Below are 20,363 nucleotides of genomic sequence, written 5' to 3'. Positions count from 1 at the left end.
AACCTCCTGCTCGGAGCGGAGGTGGTCCGACTCGCCGTCCTCAGGCCTTCGTCACGAACGTCGCGTCCGCGGAGGTCCGGCCCTCGTTGAACGAGAGCACCTTCGCGCGGATCACGTCGCCCTTCGCGAGATCGCCCGGGATGTCCTCCGCGAAGACGACGAAGCCCTCGACCTTGCCGACGGCGACCTCGCTCCCGGAGTGGTGGTCCGTGAGTTCCGTCACGCCGAACTCGTACGTCTCGCCTATCTCGACGGGCGGGTCGCGTTCTCGGGCCGCCTCGTGGGCCCGTTTGGACTCGCGCGCCTCGTCGGAGGGGCCGAGTACGCGGCGCACGACGCCGAACAGGACGAGTAGCACGACCGCCCCCGCGGCGGCGACGGCGACCGGAGAGGTGGGGATCATACCGCCCGATCGACCCGCACTCACCTAAACGGTCGGGGTTCACGCCGGAGGACGGACGGATCCGCGGATCACGGGACGTGGCCGCGAACTGGGACGCCATGCGGGCTCGGGGACGCGGTGCGACGAGGACGAGCCGCGAACGGGGGCACGGTGCGAGCCCTCGGGGACGCGGTGAGAGCGTAACGGCGGCCCGCATGAGAAACGCCTTTGCTCTCGAAGCCCCGGGTTCGATCCAATGCGACACAGCCGCGAGTGCGATCCGTCGCGACTCGTCCCCGGATGTGGTGCGGCGTGAAGGTCGCCGACGCGGTTCCGGAGTTCGCCGACGCCTTCGGGTTCGAGGAGTTCAATCGGATGCAACGCGAGGCGCTGCCCGGGATCTTCGAGACCGACCACAACGTCGTCGCGTCCGCGCCCACCGCCTCGGGGAAGACCGCGCTGGCCGAGCTCGCGATCTGTAAGACGCTCGCCGCGGGCGGGACCGCGCTGTTCATCGCGCCCCTGCGCGCGCTCACGAACGAGAAGGAGAGCGAGTGGGAGCGGTTCGAGGAGCTGGGGTACTCGGTGTACGTCGTCTCCGGCGAGCGCGACCTCAACCCGCGGCGGGCCGAGCGCGCCGACGTGCTCGTCACGACGCCCGAGAAGGCCGACAGCGCGACCCGCAAGCACGACTCCGCGCGATACAGCTTCATCACCGACGTCGACTGCGTCGTGATCGACGAGGTCCACCTGCTCGACTCGGAGAAGCGCGGCGCGGTGCTCGAGGTCACCGTCTCGCGGCTTCGACGCCTCCAGGACCCCCGCGTCGTCGCGCTCTCGGCGACGATGCCGAACGTCGACGACGTGGCCGAGTGGCTCGACGCGCCCCCCGAGACCACCTACTCGTTCGGCGACGAGTACCGCCCGGTCGACCTCGAGACCGGCGTCAAGACGTACAGCCACGGCTCGAACGCCTTCGCCGACAAGTACCGGCGGCTCTACCGCGCGCTCGACCTGGCCGAGCCGCACGTCCGCGAGGACGGCCAGGCGCTCGTGTTCGTCTCCTCGCGACAGGACACGGTCCAGGCCGCGAAGAAGGCGCGCGACGAGATCACGGAACGGGACGTCCCGATCGACTCGCGGGGCGACTACGACTTCCACAACGAGGCGAAGGAACTCTCGAACGACACCCTCCGACAGTCGGTTCTCGACGGTGTCGGCTTCCACCACGCCGGACTCGCGAAGGGCGACCGCGACCGCGTCGAGGAGTGGTTCAAACGGGGGAAGATCAAGCTGCTCTTCTCGACGTCCACGCTCGCGTGGGGCGTGAACCTCCCGGCGCGGTGTGTCGTGATCCGCGACACCAAATATCACGATCCCCTGGAGGGCGAGACCGACATCTCGCCGCTCGACGTCCTCCAGATGCTCGGCCGGGCGGGACGTCCCGGCTACGACGACGTGGGCTACGGCTGGGTGGTGTGTGACCGCGCGGACGCCGACAAGTATCGGCGGCTCCTCCGGGAGGGCAAGGAGATAGAGTCGCGGCTCGCGGCGGAGCTGGAGTCACACCTCAACGCGGAGGTCGCGATGGGGACGATCCGGGGACTCGAGGACGTGATGGAGTGGCTGGAGACGACGTTCTACTACGTCCGCGCCCGGTCGGAGCCGGACGCGTACGACTTCGCGACCCTCCGCGACCGCGTCCGCGACACCCTCGACTCGCTCGTCGACGAGGGGTTCGTCGCGGCCGACGACGACCTCGCGGTCGAGCCGACGACCCTCGGCCGGCTCGCCTCGAAGTACTACATGCGTCTCGAGACCGCCCGGCAGTTCCGCGCGCTCGCCGACCGCGACCGGCTCACCGTCGCCGCGGTGCTCGAGACGGTCGCCGCAGCCGGCGAGTTCGACTCCGTCTCCGCGCGCGCCTCGGAGTCCGACGCGGTCGATCGGATCCTCGAGGGCCACGACACGGACCTCGAGGACGGCCACCGGAAGGTGTTCGCCATCCTGCTCGCGGGGATGGCCGACTCGACGCCCGCGGACCTCCGCTCCGACGCGTGGGTGATCCGCCAGAACGCCCTCCGGCTGCTCGCCGCGCTCTCGGAGTTCCTCGACCGGTTCGCCGGCCCGCGGGCGGCCAACCTCGCGTGCCGCGTCGAGGCCCGGGTCGAACACGGCGTCTCACGCGAGGCGGTCGCGCTCACCGCGGTCGAGGGGGTCGGTTCCGGCCGCGCCGAGCGGCTCGCGAACGCCGGGCTGACCTCGCCGGCTGCGGTCGTCGAGGCGGGCGCCGGCGAACTGGCGAACGCCGGGATGAGCGACTCCGTCGCCGAGCGGATCGTCGACGCCGCCCGCGAGTGCCCGCGGATCGAGGTCGACTGGGGCGCGTTCCCCGACGTCATCGCCGTCGGCGAGAACGAGCTGTGCGAGGTGGCCGTCTCGAACGCGGCCGGCGGCGCGCGCGTCGGGCTCCGGGTCACCGTCAACGACGTGGAGATGACCGCGACCACGACGTACCTCGACGGGGAGACGACGGTGCCCGTCGGCGTGTTCGGCCCGCCCGACGCCGACGAGTTGGAGTTCGTCGTCGAGGTGGTCTTCCCCGACCTGCCGCTGATGCCCGTGCGTGCGACCCGAACCGTCCGAGTGGAGTGAGAACCGCCTCCGGAACTCCCGCCGGTTTCGGTTTCAGTGAACCATCCCGAGGAGGAAGATCGAGAGGAAGCCACAGAAGAACAGCGTCGTCGAGACCGGCGTTTCCGGGACTTTCTGTGCCTTCACGAGCAGCTCTTCGGTGACCAGATAGAGGAGTGCGGCGGCTCCGAAGGCGAGGATGAGCGCGATGGGCGCACCGCTCACGCCCTCCAACGCGACGACGCCGACGACCACGCCCGCCGTCAGCAACGCGCCGAACGCTGCCGGCACCGCGAGCTTCCGTGTAATGCCGGTGTCGGACGGCAACGCGATCACCCCGGTAACGCCCAGAAAGAGCACCTCGATGGCCAACGCGACGGCGATGATGACCCCGGTCGTGGCTTCCGTGAGGAAGGTCACGCCGATGAGAACCCCGTCGATGGTCATGTCGATACCGATCGTTATCAACAGGCCCGTGGCGCTACCGAGACTGCCGCCGACGTTCCGTCTCTCGATGATCCCGGTCAGTCGATGGATCCCGAGCATCGCCGTGACTCCCAACGCGAACCCGACGACCACGACGGCCGGCGCCGAGTCGTGGACGTCGGGCAGCAACTCGGACGCGACGGCGGCGGTGACCACTCCGGCCGCGAAGTGCTGAACGTTGCTTTCCATCCGTGCGCTTGGCGGCCGAAAGACGGCTATAACGCCGCCGACCATCGCGGCGACCACCGCCAGCATGGTATACGAGAGGGCTTGTACGAGTGTCTCGGTCATCTACGCGTTCGTTTTCGACGTACCCGACATCAAGGTACGTGAACGACGGCCCCTCAGGAGATCGGAGCGTGAATACACTTCGAATCACGGCGGATCGGTCAGTATCACTGCCTCATCCACGAAGCATTGCTACTCGTCTGACACAGAGATGGTGTTTTGCGAGGGAAGAGCGCTCCGAGAGCGTCTTCCGCATCACGGGGGTGGACCCCGGCGATGCGAGGGGAGGGATTTGAACCCACGGACCTCTACAGGAGCGGATCTTGAGTCCGCCGCCGTTTCCGGGCTTGGCTACCCTCGCACGCGGCCGAGGGTTCGGTACGGCACCCCTTTATGCCGTCGGTTCCGCGCCGACGAACCGGGCCTCGAACCCGCCCTCCCGCGACTCGCCGATCTCCAGCGTCCAGCCGTGGGCGGCCGCGACCCGCTCGACGATCGCGAGCCCGATCCCGGTGCCGTCGCCCTTCGAGACGCCGAACTCCGTCACCTCCTCGCGTGCGTCCTCGCGGAGTCCGGGGCCGTCGTCGGCGACGTACAGGCCGCGGTCGTCGACGCCGACGCGAACCGTGGGGCGCTCGCCGGCGTGATCGAACGCGTTCGAGAGCAGGTTCCCGAGTGCCCGCCGCAGGAGCGTCGGATCGGCACGAACCGGCCCCTCGTCCTCCACGACGAGGGTCGCGCCAGCCGGCTGCTCGCCGAAGTCGCCCGATTCCCAGCAGTCGCGCGCGAGTTCACCCGGATCGACCGCGGTCTCGGCGATGTCTATCGCCGCCGGCTCGCGCGCCAACACCAGCGCGTCGTCGATCAGCGACTCGATCCGCTCGAGCGCCTCCTCGACCGGGTCCAACCGCTCGACGTCGCCGGTCTCGCGGGCCAGGTCGAGGTATCCGGTCGCGACCGAGAGCGGGTTCCGAAGGTCGTGTGAGAGGAACCCGGAGAGACGCTCGAGCCGTTCGTTGAGCCGCTCCAGTTCGCGCTCGCGCTCGACGCGCTCCGTCACGTCGCGGATGACTCCGACGACGCCGACGATCGGACCGTTTCGATCCTCGTCGTCGGCCGTCAGTGGCGTGAGTCGCGTCTCCGTGGTCACCGACGATCCGTCGCCGAGCGTCGTCGTGAGCTGGACCCGCTCCTCGCGGGAGTCGCCCGCGAGGACGCGCTCGACCGCCTCGCGATACCGATCGGCCTCCTCCTCCGCCCAGTATCCCGACTCGACGAGCCGTTCGGGGTGTTTCGCGAGGAGGAGGTCGTCCCCGAAGTCGGTCACCTCCCGAAGCCGCTCGTTGGCGAACACCCGGACCCGGTCGGCGTCGAGCACGTACGTCCCGTCGTGGACGGCGTCGACGACCGCGGACGCGTATCGGTCCCGATCGCCGTCGTGGGGCCGTCCGTGATCCCGGTCCCGCTCGTGAGCCATGTCCGCACGACGGAGGCGACGCATAAGTGTACGCCGGTCCCCGCGAAACGGTTAGGTCGTTGGCGACGCGACGGGTTCGCATGGACGAGCACACCCGCGACCCGAGCGTCGCGCCGCCGATATCGGGGGAGCCGTCCGGGTGGCGGCCCGACCGCCTCGAGTCCAACGGGTGGGAACACGGGACCCTCAGGCGTGCGGTGATCCACGGCGTCCGGCTGTTCAACGACGGCGCGTACCACGAGTCACACGACTGCTTCGAGATCGAGTGGTACAACTACGGCAGCGGCACGACCGAGAGCGCGTTCCTCCACGGAATGGTTCAGGTCGCCGCGGGCGCGTACAAGCGCGTCGACTTCGAGGACGACGACGGCATGCGGAGCCTCTTCGAGACCGCGCTCCGGTACCTCCACGGCGTCCCCGGGGACTACTACGGGGTCGACGTCGACGACGTGCGGACGACCCTCTCGGTCGCCCTCGAGGACCCGACCGCGATCGACGGCTGGCGGATCGAACTCGACGGGGACCGACCGACTGCCACGGCGGACAGCTACGCGTACGCCGAGGAACTCGAGTGAGCGGTCGACCGAACGCGGCGGACGCGGAACCGACCACCTGGCCGTCGACGACCGCTTTATGCCGCCGGAGCCCGGAGTGACGCCCGACCCATGGAGCGTCCCGGATCCGATCCCCGATCCCGTCGTCGATACCTCCGCACGCTCGGCGGGCTCGGAGCCGCCTCCCTCGTCGGCTGTCTGGATCGGGGGGGAACGACGGAGCCGACCGACGTCGACGCGGGCGAGGTCGACGCCGAAAGCGAGGACGGGAACGCGACCGGAGGCGACGCCGAGGGTACCGACGGCGACGACATCGAAGGTGAAACCGACGCTGACCCCGAAACGGAGGGCGACGACAACGAGGAGGAAGACACCGACGCCGAACCGATCCACGAGGACTACGAGACGCGGGAGGTGAGCGTCGAGACCCCCGACGGCGACGTTCTCGGGTCGGTGACCGCGGCGGTCGCGGACACCCAGGGGCTCCGTGAGACCGGCCTGAGCGACACCGAATCGCTCCCCGAGGACCGCGGCATGCTGTTCGTCCACGGCTCGGTCCGGGATTTGACGTACTGGATGAAGGACATGAGCTTCGGGATCGACATCGTGTTCGCGGACGCCGACGGCGTGATCACCGGGATCCACCACGCGTCGGCACCGGGACCGAACGAGGACGGGAGGGACCAGACCTACGAGGACCCCGGGCAGTACGTCCTCGAGGTCAACTACCGCTGGACCGAGGAGCGCGGCGTGGACGTCGGCGACGTGCTCGTCTTCGATCCGGTCGAGTGAGCGTAAGCAACGAGCGATTCCGCATCGCGGTGGCGTCGCCGGCGCTTCGCGCCGGCTTCAAGCGAGAGCAGAGCTCTCGCCCTGCGCCTCCGAGCGCCCGGGAGGGCGCGAGGAGTCCGCGAGGGACGCCGTGAGCGCGTGAAATGCGCGAACGGCGAGGCTGGGGAGGCGTGAGGTGCGGAGCCGTGCGGGTTGAGGAGCGGATTCACAGATCGACCGGGGACGACGCCAGCAGACGCCGACCACGGCGAGGCGTTTCACCGACGGAGCCGTCGAAGACGGCGGAGTCGGCTCTTTCCCTCCAGGGTTTTCGAGGAGCGGTTCCCGAAGCGAACCCAGCGAGCGAGCGAACCCGACGATGAAAAAGGTGGATATGCAAGTGCGATGGAAGGCTGTTTCACCCGAGACGTGCTCCAAAAACCGCTCTCAACGAAGCCGCTGAGGGAGCGGATCACGAAGGGAGCACGGATCACTCACTCCTCGTCGTCCGGGTTCGAGTAGCCGTCGCCGGCCTCGGTGCGCCTCGCGTAGACCGCGACCGCGACCGCGGTGAGAAACCAGATCGGCGCGCCGACGCGGACCGCGAACGCGGCGCGGGCCCCCCACGACTCCAGCGTGACGAACGTGGAGAGGACGGCGACGACCGGGGCGCCGACGAGGATCGTGACGACGAACGTCGTCTGCATCACCCAGCCGTAGTCGACGCCCTCGACCTCGACCTGCTCGACGGGTTGCACGGGTGAGCTACCGGAGCGAACGGACATAGCGATGGCGGTCCACGGCTTCATCCCCGGGAGCGATCGACACCGCTCATCCGGGATCCCGTCGGTTTTAATCGGACGGGGGACGACCCTCGATCGATGACCACGACGCGGGGACTCCGGGACCGCGAGGAGCCGATCACGATGCTCACCGCCTACGACGCCCAGACCGCGGCGGTCGTCGACCGGGCCGGGATCGACGTCGTCCTCGTCGGCGACAGTATGGGCAACACCGCCCTGGGCTACGACTCGACGCTCCCGGTGACGATGGCGGACGTGCGCTCCCGGACCGCCGCCGTCGCGCGCACGGTCGCGGACGCGCTCGTCGTCGCCGACATGCCGTTCCTCTCGTTCGGCGTCGAGGAGGCCGAGTCGGTCCGAAACGCCGGGGAACTCCTCAAGGAGGCCGACGCGGACGCGGTGAAGATCGAGAGCGGTCCACACACCGTCGAGACCACGCGCCGGATGACGGAGGTGGGCATTCCGGTGATGGCCCACCTCGGGCTCACGCCCCAACACGTCAACCGGCTCGGCGGGTACACCCGCCAGGGAACCGACGAGGAGGCCGCGGCGGAGATCCTCGACCTCGCCCGCGCCCACGAGGAGGCGGGCGCGTTCGCGTTGGTGCTGGAACACGTCCCGTCCAACCTCGCGGCCGCCGTCACCGACGCCCTCGAGATCCCGACGATCGGGATCGGTGCCGGCCCCGACTGCGACGGACAGGTTCTCGTGATCGACGACGTGATCGGGCTCGGCGAGTGGTCCCCGCCCTTCTCCCGGCAGTTCGGCGACGTCCGCGGCGAGATGACGCGGGCGGTCGAGGAGTACAGGGACGCCGTCGAGACCGGCGAGTTCCCGGCCGCGGAACACGCACACGTCGAGGAGGACCTCGAGGACGTGTACCGCACGGAGGAGTAGGGGCGTGGCGGTCCCGACGTCAGAGGTTCGATCCCGGTGGAGGTGACGTGTCCGTGGCGGACTCCATCCGTTCGGGGAGCCGGGGAATCGGGCGATCGACATCCGTGGGAACTGTTATACTTCTGCGGACCGATCGATAGGTGTACATGATGGGCGACCCGCTCTCGACCCTCCGTGGCGAGTCACCGGGGGCGACATGGTAGAGAAACGCCAGGTCGCCCGGGGCAAACGGATCCAGCGTCGCACCGGGAAGACGTTCCACGTCGCCACCCGCCTGCTTCCCGAGGACATCCGTCACCCGACCTACGTGTTGTACGGGTTCTTTCGGGTCGCCGACGAGATCGTCGACGCCGAGGACACCGCCCCGCCCGCCGAGCAGCGCGCGGAGCTCGAACGGCTTCGTCGGGCCGCCCTCGGCGAGGAGTCGACCGACGACCCGGTGCTCGAGGCGTTCTCGGCGGTCCGGGCCGAACGCGACATCGCGGACGCCGACGTGAACGCCTTCATCGACGCGATGGAGAGCGACATCGACACCGACCGGTACGAGACGTACGCCGACCTGGAGACGTACATGGACGGCTCCGCGTCGGCGGTCGGGCGGATGATGACCGCGATCATGGGTCTCGATCCGGAGGCGGAGGCGACGGCGCTACCGCACGCCACCAGGCTCGGCGAGGCGTTCCAGATGACGAACTTCCTGCGGGACGTCCGCGAGGACGTCGTCGAGCGCGACCGGATCTACCTCCCGCTCGAAACGCTCCGGCGACACGGGGTGAGCGAGGAGCAGATCCTGGCGCTGGAGTTCGACGACGACGTGGGCGCGGCGATCCGCGAGGAGCTCGTCCGGACCGAGCGGCTCTACGAGGAGGGCGTCGCCGGGATCAAGTACCTCCCGGAGGACTGCCAGCTCGCGGTGTTGCTGGCGGCGGTGTTGTACGCCGACCACCACCGGCTCATCAGGAAGCTCGGGTACGACACCGTCTCGACGACGCCGGAGCTCTCGTTCGTCCGGAAGCTCTCGCTCCTCGTCCGGACGCGCTGGAAGTGGCAGTGGAACCCCGACCCGGAGGCCGTCTTCTACGAGATGACCCACGGCTTCGACCGCGACCGCGGTCGCCACGGTCACGGCCGACACGATCACACGGTCCTCCGGACCGACTGAGTCGATGGATCGACCGTCGAACCGATGAACCGGGCACGGTTCGTACGGCTCGCGCTGCTCGCGTTCGGGCTCGGGATCGTCGCGTTCGTCGTCCGCGGGACGACGCGACTGCTCGCGCCCTATGAGGTCGCTGTCATGCTCTCCGCGCCGCTGCTTTTCGCCGCCGCCGGACTCCTCGTTTTCCTCGTGGTCGTCGCGACGCTCGACGTGGCCGGAATCCGTCCGGTGGAGTGACCGCCGCGAGCCGGAACGCCCTTTTCCCGTCGTCCCGGAGCGAGGGTATGAACGTACGAGCCGTCGCCGACCTCTCGCCCGCGGAGCGGCGCGCCCTCTTCGAGCGCGACGCGGGGATCGAGGCGGTCCGCGGGGACGTCGAGGGGATCGTCGACCGGGTGCGCGAGGAGGGCGACGTGGCCGTCCGCGAGTTCGCCGAGGAGTTCGACGGGGTGACGGTCGGCAACCTCGACATCACCGACGAGGCTGCACGCGCGCACGCCGAGCTCGAGGACGCCGACGACCCGGTACTCGAGGCGGTCCGCGAGGCCGCCGACAACGTCCGGGCGTTCCACGAGCGCCAGCGACCGGCGGACTGGCGCGAGTCGTTCGAGGGACGCGAGCTGGGCCGCCGCTTCCGGCCGATCGACCGGGCGGGCGTGTACGTCCCCGGCGGCGCGGCGGCGTACCCCTCCAGCGCGCTGATGGGCGTGATCCCGGCGGTCGTGGCGGGCGTCGACCACGTCTCCGTCGCGACCCCGCCGGCGGACGACCCGAACCCCGTCACGCTCGCGGCGATCCACGAGGCGGGCGCGGACGCGGTGTACCAGGTCGGCGGCGCACAGGCGATCGCGGCGCTCGCGTACGGAACGGAGACGGTGACGACCGTGGAGAAGGTCGTCGGGCCCGGAAACAAGTGGGTGACCGCGGCGAAGGCGATCGTCCAGGGCGACGTCGAGATCGACTTCCTCGCGGGGCCGAGCGAGGTGCTGGTGCTCGCGGACGGGACCGCCGATCCCGAGTACGTCGCCGTCGAGCTGCTCGCGCAGGCCGAACACGACCCGAACGCCTCCGTCGTCGCCGTGACGGACGACGCCGACCTCGCGGCCGCGGTCGCGGACGCGGTCGAGGCGGGCGTCGAGGACCGCGAGCGCGCGGAGACGGTTCGAGCGGCCCTCGAGAACGACGCCTCGGGCGTCCTTCACGCCCGCTCGATGTCGGAGGCCGTGCTCTTCGCCGAGGAGTACGCCGCCGAACACCTCTCGATCATGGCCGACGACGACGAGGCGCTGCTCGACCGCATCTCGAACGCGGGCTCCGTCTTCCTCGGGCCGTACTCGCCGGTCGCCGCGGGCGACTACGCGGCCGGCCCGAACCACGTGCTGCCGACGAACGGCGGCGCGAAGCGGTACGGCGGGCTCTCGGTCGACACGTTCCTCCGATCGTCGACGGTCCAGCGGCTCGACCGCGACGCCCTCTCCGAGATCTCGGAGACGGTCACGACGCTCGCCGAGGCGGAGGGGCTGGAGGCGCACGCGGAGAGCGTCCGGAAGCGGTTCGAGTGAGCGTCCGACGCGGACGCCGGGAGCAACGGTTATGCCGCTCACCGGCGTGAGGACCCCATGATAATACCGTCACTCGCCGCGCTGTTCGAGGGCCTCACCGCCGCCGAGGCGACGGTCGCGGTCCTGGTGATCTCCGTCGTCGCCGCGGTGGGAATGGAGTTCGTCGTCCTCCGGCTCGCCCGCCGGTACGTCTCGAACACGGACACCGCCTACGACGACATCGTCATCTCCTCGCTGCGGGCCCCGCTCGTCGTCACCGCCGCGCTCGTCGGCGTGTACGTGCTCACGCAGGTCCCCGTAGTGCGGTCGTCGGTCCTCGCCGACCCGCAGCTGCTCGATGACGCCTTCGGGCGGCCGGCGCTGTCGGTCATCGTCCTCGTCTGGGCGTACGCCGCCAACACGGTCGTGAACCGACTCGTCGCCGCCGTCAACGCCGAGGGGAACCGGTTCGACTTCGCGCCCGTCTTCTCGAACGTCTGGACGCTCGCGGTCCTGGTCGGCAGCGCCGGGACGCTCCTGTGGCTCTGGGGCATCGAGATCACGCCCCTGCTCGGTGCGGCGGGCGTCGCCGGCATCGCGGTCGGCTTCGCCGCGAAGGACACGGTCGCGAACTTCTTCGGCGGGATCGCGCTCTACTTCGACGACACCTACAAGATCGGCGACTACGTCGTCCTCGACGACGGCACGGCGGGGTCCGTGATCAAGGTCGGCGTGCGCTCGACGACGCTTCTCACCCGCGACGAGGTGATGGTCACCGTTCCGAACGCCGTGCTCAACGCGTCGAAGGTGACGAACGAGTCCGCCCCGGGGCGTCGCCGCCGAGTCCGGATCCCGATCGGCGTCGCGTACGGCACCGACGTCGACGCCTTCGAGGCGCTCGCGATCGAGGTCGCGCTCGCCGAGTCGCTGGTCCTCGACTCGCCCAAGCCTCGAGCCCGGCTCCGATCGTTCGGCGACTCGGCGCTCCAGTACGAGATCCTCTGTTGGGTGAACGGGCCGACGCGCCGCCGCCGCGCACAACACGAGCTCAACCGTGCGCTGTACAAGGCGCTCGGCGAGGCCGACATCGAGATCCCGTACCCGAAACGCGACGTGCGGATCACGGGAGAACTCCCAGCCGACGCCACGCGAGGACCCGGGGGCGAGTCGGTCGCCGTCGCCGCGACCGACCGTACGGCCGTCAGCGGAGTTCGCCGCGATGGAGTCGACGCCGACGAGGGTCGGTGAGCTCTCCTCCGTGCGACACGTGTCGCTCCGGGGACGGCCTCGCGGTTCGGTCCCGCTCGTCGAGATCGATGTCGACCGAAGACGGAGCGTCCGCGCTCACTCGACGACGCGGTAGACGCGGGCCTCCCACGGACGTAGCCGGAGGTCGCCGGCCGCGAGCGCTCGCGTCGCGGTCGCCTCGTCGATGCCGTAGTTCCCGACGAGGTACGCGCTGTGATCGCTCACGACTCGGTCCGGGAGCGTCACGGCGACCTCGTCCCCGGTGAAATTCGGTGCGACGACGAGCCGTTCCGTCCCGTCGTCCGTGGCGAGTGTTCTGGTGTACGCCCATACCTCGTCGTCGTCCGGGAACAGCGGCTCGTAGTCGCCGTAGGGGTCGCTACAGAGAATCAAGGAGAGAGCCCACGGCTTCAGCCGTGGGATGAATCCGACAAGTGGAAAGCAACCCACACGAAGATCCTCCCGGATATTCACCCTGTTAGCTCGTCTAATCCTGCCTCTAACACCTCTCTATAGGCATCCGAAAGATCCAAATCGTTCTCTTCTGCGTAATCCTTGATTTTCCCGCCGAGCGTGTGCGAAATATCGATGTTTGGACGCATGACCAAAAGACTTTAAGACTGAAAGTATAAACATCTGTTGTCGTGAAGCGCACCAACACGTTCGCCGTGCGACCACTCTCTGACGATGGAGAGCAGGTGCTACGGAACGTGTTGGACGCTTCTGCCGCTCTCTGGAACGAGATTAATTACCAGCGGCTCATGCGGTACAACGACGAAGACGGCTTCGAGGGCGATGTCTGGGACGCTGATACCGGGGCGCTTGAAGGCAAGTACAAGGATGTTCTCGGAGCATCTACCGCTCAACAGGTGATCAGAAAAAACAGCGAAGCGTGGACTGGATTCTTCGAACTTAAAGACCAGTATCACGACGAGCCAAACACGTCGATCACGGACCACCCCTCCCCACCGGGCTTTCGCGGCAACAAGGATGACGGGCGGCAGCTCAAAACCGTCATCCGAAACACCTCATACTCTATCGAATGGGGCGAGCGGTCACGGCTTGAGATCATCATCGGAGATGAACTCCGGGACAGACACAATAGTCCGGGAAGCCGTCTTCGGCTGGAGGTTGTTGGCGATCCGAACTGGCCCGAGTATGAGAGTCAGGGTCGCTTAGACCTGTGGTACGACGAGACTGATGACAGCTTCAGAGCTTCGCAGCCTGTGACTGTTTCTGATGAGACACGGGCAACTCCACTGGCCGACGAAACGGCCGCTCTGGATATTGGTGCGAACAATCTCGTCGCCTGTACCACGACGACCGGCGAACACTACCTCTATGGGGGCCGCACGCTGTTCCAGCGGTTCCGGAAGACAGGTCAGGAGATCGCCCGATTACAATCCAAACTTGAGGATGGCCAGTATAGTAGCGAACGCATTCGCCGGCTGTATCGCAAGCGAACTCGCCGCCGCGATCACGCTCAAGAGGCGTTGTGTCGCGATCTGTTGGATCAGCTGTATGAGGAAGGCGTGGACACCGTGTATCTCGGGGACGTAACCGACGTGCTTGAGACTCACTGGTCAGCTGACACCAACGCGAAGACGCACAACTTCTGGGCGTTCAAGAAGTTCACCGATCGACTGGCGTGTACCGCCGAAGAGTACGGCATTTCGGTTGAGATTCGATCAGAAGCGTGGACGAGTCAAGAGTGTCCAGACTGTGGGTCAACTGAGCGAACAACGCGACATCAAGACACGCTCACATGTCCGTGTGGGTTCGAAGGTCACGCCGACCTCACAGCGTCGAGAACGTTCCTCGAGCGGCAGACAGACGAAGCAGTCAGGCCGATGGCACGGCCCGTGCGATTCGAGTGGGACGACCACGAGTGGTCGGAGACAGCATACTCTCCCGTGAGGGATAGTCCCAAAGAACAGCGCACAAACCGGAGTACCAGCGATGGGAAACTTGCCTCCGGGGAGACGGCATAGCCAATATCCCACTAGAGGAATCCCACGGCTTCAGCCGTGGGAGGATGTCAAGCCTGCGGGTAGGTGTAGAGACGGACCTCGCAGGTCGGACAGACCAGGGTCTCGGCCGGCTCCTCGCCGGGACCGGTGTGGCCGCCACAACAGGACATGTCGGTCCCGCGCTCCAGTTCGGTCCCGCAGTCCGGGCAGGCGTTGAGGAACATCCGGTTCGTCCGGGCGGCCGCGAGGCGGATCGAGTCGTCCGAGAGGAACGGCTCGGCCGCGCGGTACCCCGCGATCTCGGCGATCGCGACCGGCCGCCGGAGCCATGTCTCATCGACGGTGTTCGCGTCGCCCGACGAGAGCGCGATCCACTCGTCGCCGTCGTTCCGGATCGTCCGTGATTCGGTCGCCGGCGAAACGTCCCGCGCGATCTCGGCGAGCGACTCCGTCTCGCGGGTCCGCAGCCGCGTCATCTCCGCCTGCCAGCGCTCGTCGAACTCGGGGGTCGGCGCCACGGTGTCGCCGTCGGCTTCGAGGACGCCCTCGTCGAGGAGGCGGCCGAGGAGCTCCTCACCGTCGACGTCGTCCGGGTTCAACGAACCGCTCCCCGCGTCCGGCACGCGGTCACCGCCGGTCCCGTGGAACAGCGCGTCGCTGCCGGGAATCGGGGCCACCAGCCGCGGGGCGAAGCGCGGCGTCCCGGGCACCACGTACCCCCGCAGCCAGACGAGCACGAGGCCGGCGACGCCGACGCCGGCGGCGGCCGGGACGCTCGCGACTGACACCGCCGCCGCGGCGACGGAGATGAGCGCCACGTTGACCGCCGTACACGGCCAACACCGGTTCTCTCCGGTGTGCTCCGGCCGCCGCAGATCGATCGTGGTCGAGAGGCTCATCGGTCCGACTCTTCGGCCATCGCGTCATCAAGCCTGTGGTCGCCGATCGAGCCCGGCGCGACGGCGTCGACCGCGAGCGACCATACGCCGGGCGAATCGACAGTCGACGGGATCGAACCGTCGATCGACCGATTCAGCCGTCGAACGCCCGATATCCGTGGAATGAATTTCATTAACATCACCTGTTGTAAATACCCCCAACTATTTTAATCATTGTTCCTTACAGGCAGGTGATGCCAAAAGACAGCACTCAGAACGGCGTCTCGCGGCGACAGTACCTCGCGGCAACGGGCGCGGTAGGAGCGGCCGGCCTGGCGGGCTGTGCCGGCGGTGGTGGGGGCGGCGACGGGAGCGACGGGAGCGACGGAACGACCACCGGCTCCTCGGGCGATGAGATCGGCGGGACGGTCACGGTCTTCTCGGGAACGGAGTACGTCGACTCCGGGATGGTGGAGGCCTTACACGAGGCGGGCGTGCCCGATTCGATCACGATCGAGATGGTCGTGCCGCCGGCGGACTCCGGCAGCAAGCAACAGCAACTCCGGACCGCGATCAACGCCGAGGAGTCGGATCCGGACCTGGTGTTGACGGACAACGGGTGGACGATCCCGTTCATCGTCCGCGACGACCTGGTCAACCTCGAGGAGGAGATGGACGAGGAGTTCATCGCCCGCGTCAAAGATGAGGGCGTCCAGTCGATGATCAACACGGGGACGCACCCCGAGACCGGCGACCTGTACTCGGTCCCGGTCTTCCCGGACTACCCGGTCATCACCTACCGGAAGGACCTGCTTCGGGACGCCGGGTACGGCGACTCGGACTTCGAGACGTGGCAGACCGACCCGCCGACGTGGACGGAGTTCTCGGGGATCGTCGCCGAGGCGCAGAGCGGGTCCGACGTGGAGTACGGCCACCTCTGGCAGGGGAACGACTACATCGGACTGGCGTGTTGTACGTTCAACGAGTTCCTCACGAGCATGGGCGGCGCCTTCTTCGGCGGCGAGGACAACCTCTTCGGACCGATCGGCGACCGTCCCGTCACCCTCGACACGGAGGAGTCGATCGACGGGATCGAGGCCGCGGTGGACATCATCCACGGCGAGGGGCTCTCACCGATGGACATCCAGGGCGTCTCCCCCACGGAGGTGGCCGGGTGGATCGAGCCCGACACGAAGAGCACCTTCGAGGCCGGGGACGCGGTCACGCAGCGAAACTGGACCTACACCGTCGGCGGAGCCGTGACCGCCTTCGAGGACACGGACATGGAACTCGGCGTGATGCCGCTGCCGCAGGGGCCGAACGGGTCCTGGCACGCACAGGGTGGGTGGATCATGTCGATGAACCCGTACACCGACAACATGGAGTCCGCGAAGGAAGTGATCAAGGCGTGGTGGGAGGACTCGGCCCTCCAACACCAGTTCGACTCGGCGAACTACATGCCGCCGAAGCCCTCGCTGTTCAGCTACGTCGAGGAGAGCGACACGTACGGGCCGTACTTCGAGGCGCTCCAGTACTCGGCGGAGAACCTGATCCCGCGGCCGACGACGTCGGTGTGGCCGAACCAGCGGACCGTCGTCGCCAACGAGGTCAACGCGGCGCTGCGACAGGAGCAGACGCCACAGGAGGCCGCGACGGCGATGCAAGAGCGGATCTCGGCGATCGAAGAGCAGGCCTGAGGGCGTTCGACTCACCACCTCCGTCCGGTGCCGTTCGGGGGCGGGCGTCGAACCATATGTAAAACAAACAATAATGATAAATATTCGCACGAAATACAGACGGGTGATGCTCGTACCACAACGACGGGCAGTCAGGCGGGGTGTTGATCGCCGTGGCAGTTGAACAGGGCAGGACGGAGCAGGCGGACGGCTCCGGCGGCGTCCTGACGGGGATCGCGACGTGGATGGAGAACCTGAGCGAACAGGCTTACGCGTATCTGCTGTTGGTGCCGGGGTTCCTCGTACTGCTCATGTTCGCGTTCTGGCCGCTGGCCTCGGCGATCAGAATGTCGTTCTTCGCCGACGTGATCACCAGCGGTGAGCTGGGAGCGTTCGTCGGGCTCCAGAACTACGTCCGGCTGCTCACGAACACCAACGCGCTGGCGCCGGCGGCGTTCATCGACCCCTCGTTCCAGACGCCGATCCTCGAACAGGCGCTGGCCATGACCATCCTGTTCGCCGTGTTGAGCGTCACGGGCGAGACGCTGCTCGGGTTCCTCTACGCCATGCTGATGAAAGCCGAGTACAAGGGTCGGCGGCTCGTTCGGCTGCTCATCATCCTGCCGTGGGCGATCCCGATCGTCATCCAGGGGATGATCTTCTTCCTGCTGTTCCGCCCCGGGTACGGGCTGTTGACCGAGCCGCTCCAACAGATCGGCCTCTTCTCGAGCCTGCCGCTCAACACGACCTTCGACAGCTTCGTCATCGTGACGGTGGCGGACATCTGGAAGACCTCCGCGTTCATGGCCCTGCTGATCCTGGCGGGCCTAGAGAGCGTCAACCAGGACCTGTACGAGGTGGCGGACGTGATGGGCGCGTCGCGGTGGCAGCGGTTCCGGTACATCACGTTCCCGCTGGTGTTCCCGGTGTTGATGGTCGCGATGCTGTTCCGGACGATGGGCGCGCTCCGGGTGTACGGGATCATCGAGTCGACCACCGTCGGGTGTTCGACCGTCCCGTCGATGACGTGTCTCGTGACGCAGTTCATGTTCGGCTCCGCGACGCAGTACGGCTCCGCGGCCGCCGTGAGCGTCCTGATCGCCATCGTCGTGGGGCTGTTCATCATGGTATACCTCGGATTCATCCGCCGAAGCAACCAGAGCCTGGGGTTAGCATAACATGAGCATCGACGCACGCAACCACGAAGACGCCGAAACGTTCGACGGCTCCGACGACGGGTCGGACGACGACGAGAACAAGTCGCCCGTCCAGCGGTGGGCCGACGACTGGATCCGGAACCCGGAGAAGGCGTACGCCGTGATGCTGGTGTTCCTCGGCGGCGTCCTGTTGACGACGTCGCTGTTCCCGCTGTACTGGCTGTTCAACGTCGCGATGGCGCCGCCGGGACAGACCGACATCCCGATCGTCCCGGCCACGATCGACCTGTCGGCGTTCGTCCAGGTGTTCGTCCAGGTCCCGTTCGCGCGGTTCATGTTCAACAGCCTGTTCTACGCGTTCACGGTGACGCTGTTCGTGCTCCTCATCGGGAGCCTCGCCGGGTACGCGTTCGGTCGTCTGGAGTTCCGCGGGAAGACGCCGCTCCTGTTCTCACTCTTAGTGCTCAGCTTCTTCCCGCCGGCGACGCTCTTCATCCCGCTGTTCCGGGCGTTCAACCAGCAGGTCCCGATGCTCGGGCTGTTCACCCTCCCGGTCGAGCTGTACGGGACGCCCGGAGCGGTCATCACGCCGCTCAGCGCGTTCACGATGCCGCTGGCGATCTTCATCCTGACGACGTTCTACGGGCAGATCCCGGACGGTCTCGAGGACGCCGCCAGGGTCGAGGGGACGACCCGGATCGGCGCGTTGTTCCGGGTTATCATGCCGCTTTCGGCACCGGGAGTCGCGACGGCCGGCATTCTCACCTTCATCACGGTGTACACCGAGTTCTTCTTCTCCTTTTTGATGACCGGAAACAGCGCCGCGGAGTGGGCACCGGTGGTCGACGGGGTCATCGCGTTCCAGACGCAGTACACCGTCCGGTACGACCTCCAGGCGGCGGCGAGCCTGATCGCGATCGTCCCGGTCGCGATCCTCGTCGTCGTCGCACAGGACAAGATCATCAGCGGCCTCACCCAGGGGGCACTCAAGGAGTAAACACATGTCACGAGTCAAACTCACGGACGTCACGAAACAGTACGACGACGTAACGGCGGTCGACAACATGAACCTCGATCTGAAGGACGGCGAGTTCATCTGCCTCGTCGGTCCGTCGGGGTGCGGGAAGTCCACGACGCTCGAGACGATCGCCGGCCTCACCAAGCCCACGTCGGGGGAGATCCTGATCGGCGACCGCGAGGTGACGAACCTCCCGCCGAAGGACCGCGGCATCGCGATGGTGTTCCAGAACATCGCGCTGTTCCCGCACATGGACGTGTACGACAACATCTCCTTCGGCCTGCGGCTACGGAACTTCCCGCAGGAGGAGATGGACGAGCGCGTCGAGGAGGCCGCGCGGGTCGTCCGCATGCAGGGGATGCTCGACCGGATGCCGAGCGAGATGTCCGGCGGCCAGCGCCAGCGCGTCGCGATCGCGCGAGCGATCGTTCGCGACCCGGACGTGTTCCTGATGGACGAGCCGCTGGCGAACTTGGACGCCAAGCTCCGCGTCAACATGCGGACCGAGCTCCAGCGGCTCCACAAGCAGCTGGAGACGACGATCATCTACGTCACGCACAACCAGGCGGAGGCGATGACCATGTCGGATCGGATCGCCGTTCTCAATAAGGGGGAGCTCCAGCAGATCGCGCCGCCGCTCGTGTGTTACAACCAGCCGGCGAACCGGTTCGTTGCGGGCTTCATCGGGTCACCCTCGATGAACTTCGCCGACGCCACCGTCGGCGACAGTACCCTCGACGCGAACGGCTACTCGATCTCCTTCGACACCGTGGCGATCGACGGCGTCGGGACCGGCGACGCGGTGGAGTTCGGCATCCGGCCGGAGGACATCTACCTCACGGAGAACAGCGCCGAGGCCGCGGACCCGAGCAGGTCGTTCTCCGTCACGACCGACGTGCTCGAACCGATGGGCGACGAGATATTCGTCTACCTGAAGCCGATCCTCGGGACGGGGGCCGGAGAGGCCGACTTCGAGGAACGGGAGGGACTCCTGATGAGCGTCGACCCGTCGAGCGACATCAGCGAGGAGGAGGACGTCGAGATCGTCTTCGACCGCGCGCAGCTCCACCTGTTCGACGCCGACACGGGCGACGCGATCTCGCATGGCGTCGTGGCCGACGCGGACGTCGAGGCCGACAGCGACGGCGTCCAAGCCGACTGATCGGAACTCCATCGCCGCCGGTCTCCGTTCGTTCCCGTCCGGCGTTCGTCCGCGTCGTTCTCGTTTCCGTCGTCGACGAGCTCGCGGAAGTCACGTACGCGTCCGCCTAGCACGGCGAGAGCCCGGCGCCTTCAGGGTCTCGGTGGATCCCTTCCGAGCCACGGCCACCACCGGCCGCCCGCCTTCCCGGCCCGTTCCCTCGCGACGCGACCGCCTTCCGGACCGCGCCGTCCGACTATATAGCGGTCCGAACCGGTCGTCCCCCTCCCGTCGACTCCGGCGTCGTCCGGAGTGCTCACGAGCGTTCCTTTCCTCGACGTAC

At 67.5% G+C, this 20,363-nt stretch carries 20 protein-coding genes, 1 tRNA gene and 1 pseudogene; 13 read left to right on the top strand and 9 right to left on the bottom strand.

What is annotated here, in order from left to right; genetic code table 11:
- Positions 1–40 precede the first annotated feature (40 nt).
- Complete coding sequence (locus EAO78_RS13730; RefSeq protein ID WP_122106398.1) at positions 41–403, bottom strand: hypothetical protein; 363 nt, start codon at positions 401–403, stop codon at positions 41–43.
- Positions 404–694: 291 nt separating this feature from the next.
- On the opposite strand from EAO78_RS13730, the gene EAO78_RS13725 reads away from it, so the two are divergent.
- Positions 695–3,037 (top strand): DEAD/DEAH box helicase, encoded by a 2,343-nt coding sequence (locus EAO78_RS13725; RefSeq protein WP_122106419.1) that lies wholly within the window; start codon positions 695–697, stop codon positions 3,035–3,037.
- A 33-nt stretch (positions 3,038–3,070) separates the two neighbouring features.
- On the opposite strand, the gene EAO78_RS13720 is transcribed toward EAO78_RS13725, so the two are convergent.
- The 3 genes from EAO78_RS13720 to EAO78_RS13710 form a co-directional block, all read right to left on the bottom strand.
- Positions 3,071–3,793 (bottom strand): ZIP family metal transporter, encoded by a 723-nt coding sequence (locus EAO78_RS13720; RefSeq protein WP_203227889.1) that lies wholly within the window; start codon positions 3,791–3,793, stop codon positions 3,071–3,073.
- A gap of 214 nt (positions 3,794–4,007) precedes the next feature.
- Positions 4,008–4,091, bottom strand: a tRNA-Leu gene (locus tag EAO78_RS13715).
- A gap of 30 nt (positions 4,092–4,121) precedes the next feature.
- Complete coding sequence (locus tag EAO78_RS13710; protein ID WP_122106397.1) at positions 4,122–5,207, bottom strand: PAS domain-containing sensor histidine kinase; 1,086 nt, start codon at positions 5,205–5,207, stop codon at positions 4,122–4,124.
- A gap of 80 nt (positions 5,208–5,287) precedes the next feature.
- On the opposite strand from EAO78_RS13710, the gene EAO78_RS13705 reads away from it, so the two are divergent.
- Positions 5,288–5,782 (top strand): DUF309 domain-containing protein, encoded by a 495-nt coding sequence (locus tag EAO78_RS13705; RefSeq protein ID WP_122106396.1) that lies wholly within the window; start codon positions 5,288–5,290, stop codon positions 5,780–5,782.
- A gap of 90 nt (positions 5,783–5,872) precedes the next feature.
- The gene (locus EAO78_RS13700; protein WP_122106395.1) at positions 5,873–6,553 is read left to right on the top strand and encodes a DUF192 domain-containing protein; all 681 of its coding nucleotides are present in this window, start codon (positions 5,873–5,875) and stop codon (positions 6,551–6,553) included.
- A gap of 479 nt (positions 6,554–7,032) precedes the next feature.
- Here EAO78_RS13700 and EAO78_RS13695 read toward each other — a convergent pair.
- A pseudogene (locus EAO78_RS13695) lies at positions 7,033–7,290 on the bottom strand (DUF5822 domain-containing protein); the annotation flags it as partial.
- Between the two features lie 123 nt (positions 7,291–7,413).
- Between EAO78_RS13695 and panB the strand changes: the two are divergent.
- From panB to EAO78_RS13670, 5 genes are all read left to right on the top strand, one after another.
- On the top strand, positions 7,414–8,232 hold the full coding sequence (panB, locus tag EAO78_RS13690; protein WP_122106394.1) for a 3-methyl-2-oxobutanoate hydroxymethyltransferase: 819 nt from the start codon (positions 7,414–7,416) through the stop codon (positions 8,230–8,232).
- 196 nt (positions 8,233–8,428) lie between these two features.
- On the top strand, positions 8,429–9,394 hold the full coding sequence (locus EAO78_RS13685) for a phytoene/squalene synthase family protein (RefSeq protein WP_122106393.1): 966 nt from the start codon (positions 8,429–8,431) through the stop codon (positions 9,392–9,394).
- A 24-nt stretch (positions 9,395–9,418) separates the two neighbouring features.
- On the top strand, positions 9,419–9,628 hold the full coding sequence (locus EAO78_RS13680; protein ID WP_122106392.1) for a hypothetical protein: 210 nt from the start codon (positions 9,419–9,421) through the stop codon (positions 9,626–9,628).
- 47 nt (positions 9,629–9,675) lie between these two features.
- On the top strand, positions 9,676–10,953 hold the full coding sequence (hisD, locus tag EAO78_RS13675) for a histidinol dehydrogenase (RefSeq protein ID WP_122106391.1): 1,278 nt from the start codon (positions 9,676–9,678) through the stop codon (positions 10,951–10,953).
- A gap of 60 nt (positions 10,954–11,013) precedes the next feature.
- Positions 11,014–12,180: a mechanosensitive ion channel family protein gene (locus EAO78_RS13670; RefSeq protein WP_122106416.1), complete on the top strand. Its 1,167-nt coding sequence runs from the start codon at positions 11,014–11,016 to the stop codon at positions 12,178–12,180.
- A 96-nt stretch (positions 12,181–12,276) separates the two neighbouring features.
- Here EAO78_RS13670 and EAO78_RS13665 read toward each other — a convergent pair whose 3' ends face one another.
- Positions 12,277–12,573, bottom strand: coding sequence for a hypothetical protein (locus tag EAO78_RS13665; RefSeq protein ID WP_122106390.1), 297 nt, complete (start codon positions 12,571–12,573; stop codon positions 12,277–12,279).
- A 77-nt stretch (positions 12,574–12,650) separates the two neighbouring features.
- On the bottom strand, positions 12,651–12,782 hold the full coding sequence (locus EAO78_RS18620) for a hypothetical protein (protein WP_275263211.1): 132 nt from the start codon (positions 12,780–12,782) through the stop codon (positions 12,651–12,653).
- Between the two features lie 42 nt (positions 12,783–12,824).
- On the opposite strand from EAO78_RS18620, the gene EAO78_RS13660 reads away from it, so the two are divergent.
- Positions 12,825–14,171 (top strand): RNA-guided endonuclease InsQ/TnpB family protein, encoded by a 1,347-nt coding sequence (locus EAO78_RS13660; protein ID WP_122106389.1) that lies wholly within the window; start codon positions 12,825–12,827, stop codon positions 14,169–14,171.
- Positions 14,172–14,218: 47 nt separating this feature from the next.
- Here the strand turns inward: EAO78_RS13660 and EAO78_RS13655 are convergent, their stop codons facing one another.
- Together EAO78_RS13655 and EAO78_RS17930 are read right to left on the bottom strand one after the other, a co-directional pair.
- The gene (locus tag EAO78_RS13655) at positions 14,219–15,049 is read right to left on the bottom strand and encodes a hypothetical protein (RefSeq protein ID WP_122106388.1); all 831 of its coding nucleotides are present in this window, start codon (positions 15,047–15,049) and stop codon (positions 14,219–14,221) included.
- Positions 15,046–15,222: a hypothetical protein gene (locus EAO78_RS17930; protein ID WP_162498077.1), complete on the bottom strand. Its 177-nt coding sequence runs from the start codon at positions 15,220–15,222 to the stop codon at positions 15,046–15,048. The genes EAO78_RS13655 and EAO78_RS17930 overlap by 4 nt, the downstream gene beginning before the upstream one ends.
- A 60-nt stretch (positions 15,223–15,282) precedes the next feature.
- Between EAO78_RS17930 and EAO78_RS13650 the strand changes: the two genes are divergently transcribed.
- The 4 genes from EAO78_RS13650 (at position 15,283) to EAO78_RS13635 (ending at position 20,041) form a co-directional block, all read left to right on the top strand.
- On the top strand, positions 15,283–16,725 hold the full coding sequence (locus EAO78_RS13650; protein ID WP_122106387.1) for an extracellular solute-binding protein: 1,443 nt from the start codon (positions 15,283–15,285) through the stop codon (positions 16,723–16,725).
- A gap of 224 nt (positions 16,726–16,949) precedes the next feature.
- On the top strand, positions 16,950–17,882 hold the full coding sequence (locus EAO78_RS13645; RefSeq protein WP_122106415.1) for a carbohydrate ABC transporter permease: 933 nt from the start codon (positions 16,950–16,952) through the stop codon (positions 17,880–17,882).
- Between the two features lies 1 nt (position 17,883).
- Entirely contained in the window at positions 17,884–18,858 is a 975-nt protein-coding gene (locus EAO78_RS13640; protein WP_122106386.1) for a carbohydrate ABC transporter permease, read from the top strand.
- Positions 18,859–18,862: 4 nt separating this feature from the next.
- Positions 18,863–20,041, top strand: coding sequence for an ABC transporter ATP-binding protein (locus EAO78_RS13635; protein ID WP_122106385.1), 1,179 nt, complete (start codon positions 18,863–18,865; stop codon positions 20,039–20,041).
- Positions 20,042–20,363 lie beyond the last annotated feature (322 nt).

It is taken from the genome of Halobellus captivus (genome assembly GCF_003697845.1).
GTDB lineage: Archaea > Halobacteriota > Halobacteria > Halobacteriales > Haloferacaceae > Halorubrum > Halorubrum glutamatedens.
The sequence above is the reverse complement of the archived record's forward strand: the minus strand, read 5'-3'. Positions and strand labels throughout refer to the sequence as shown.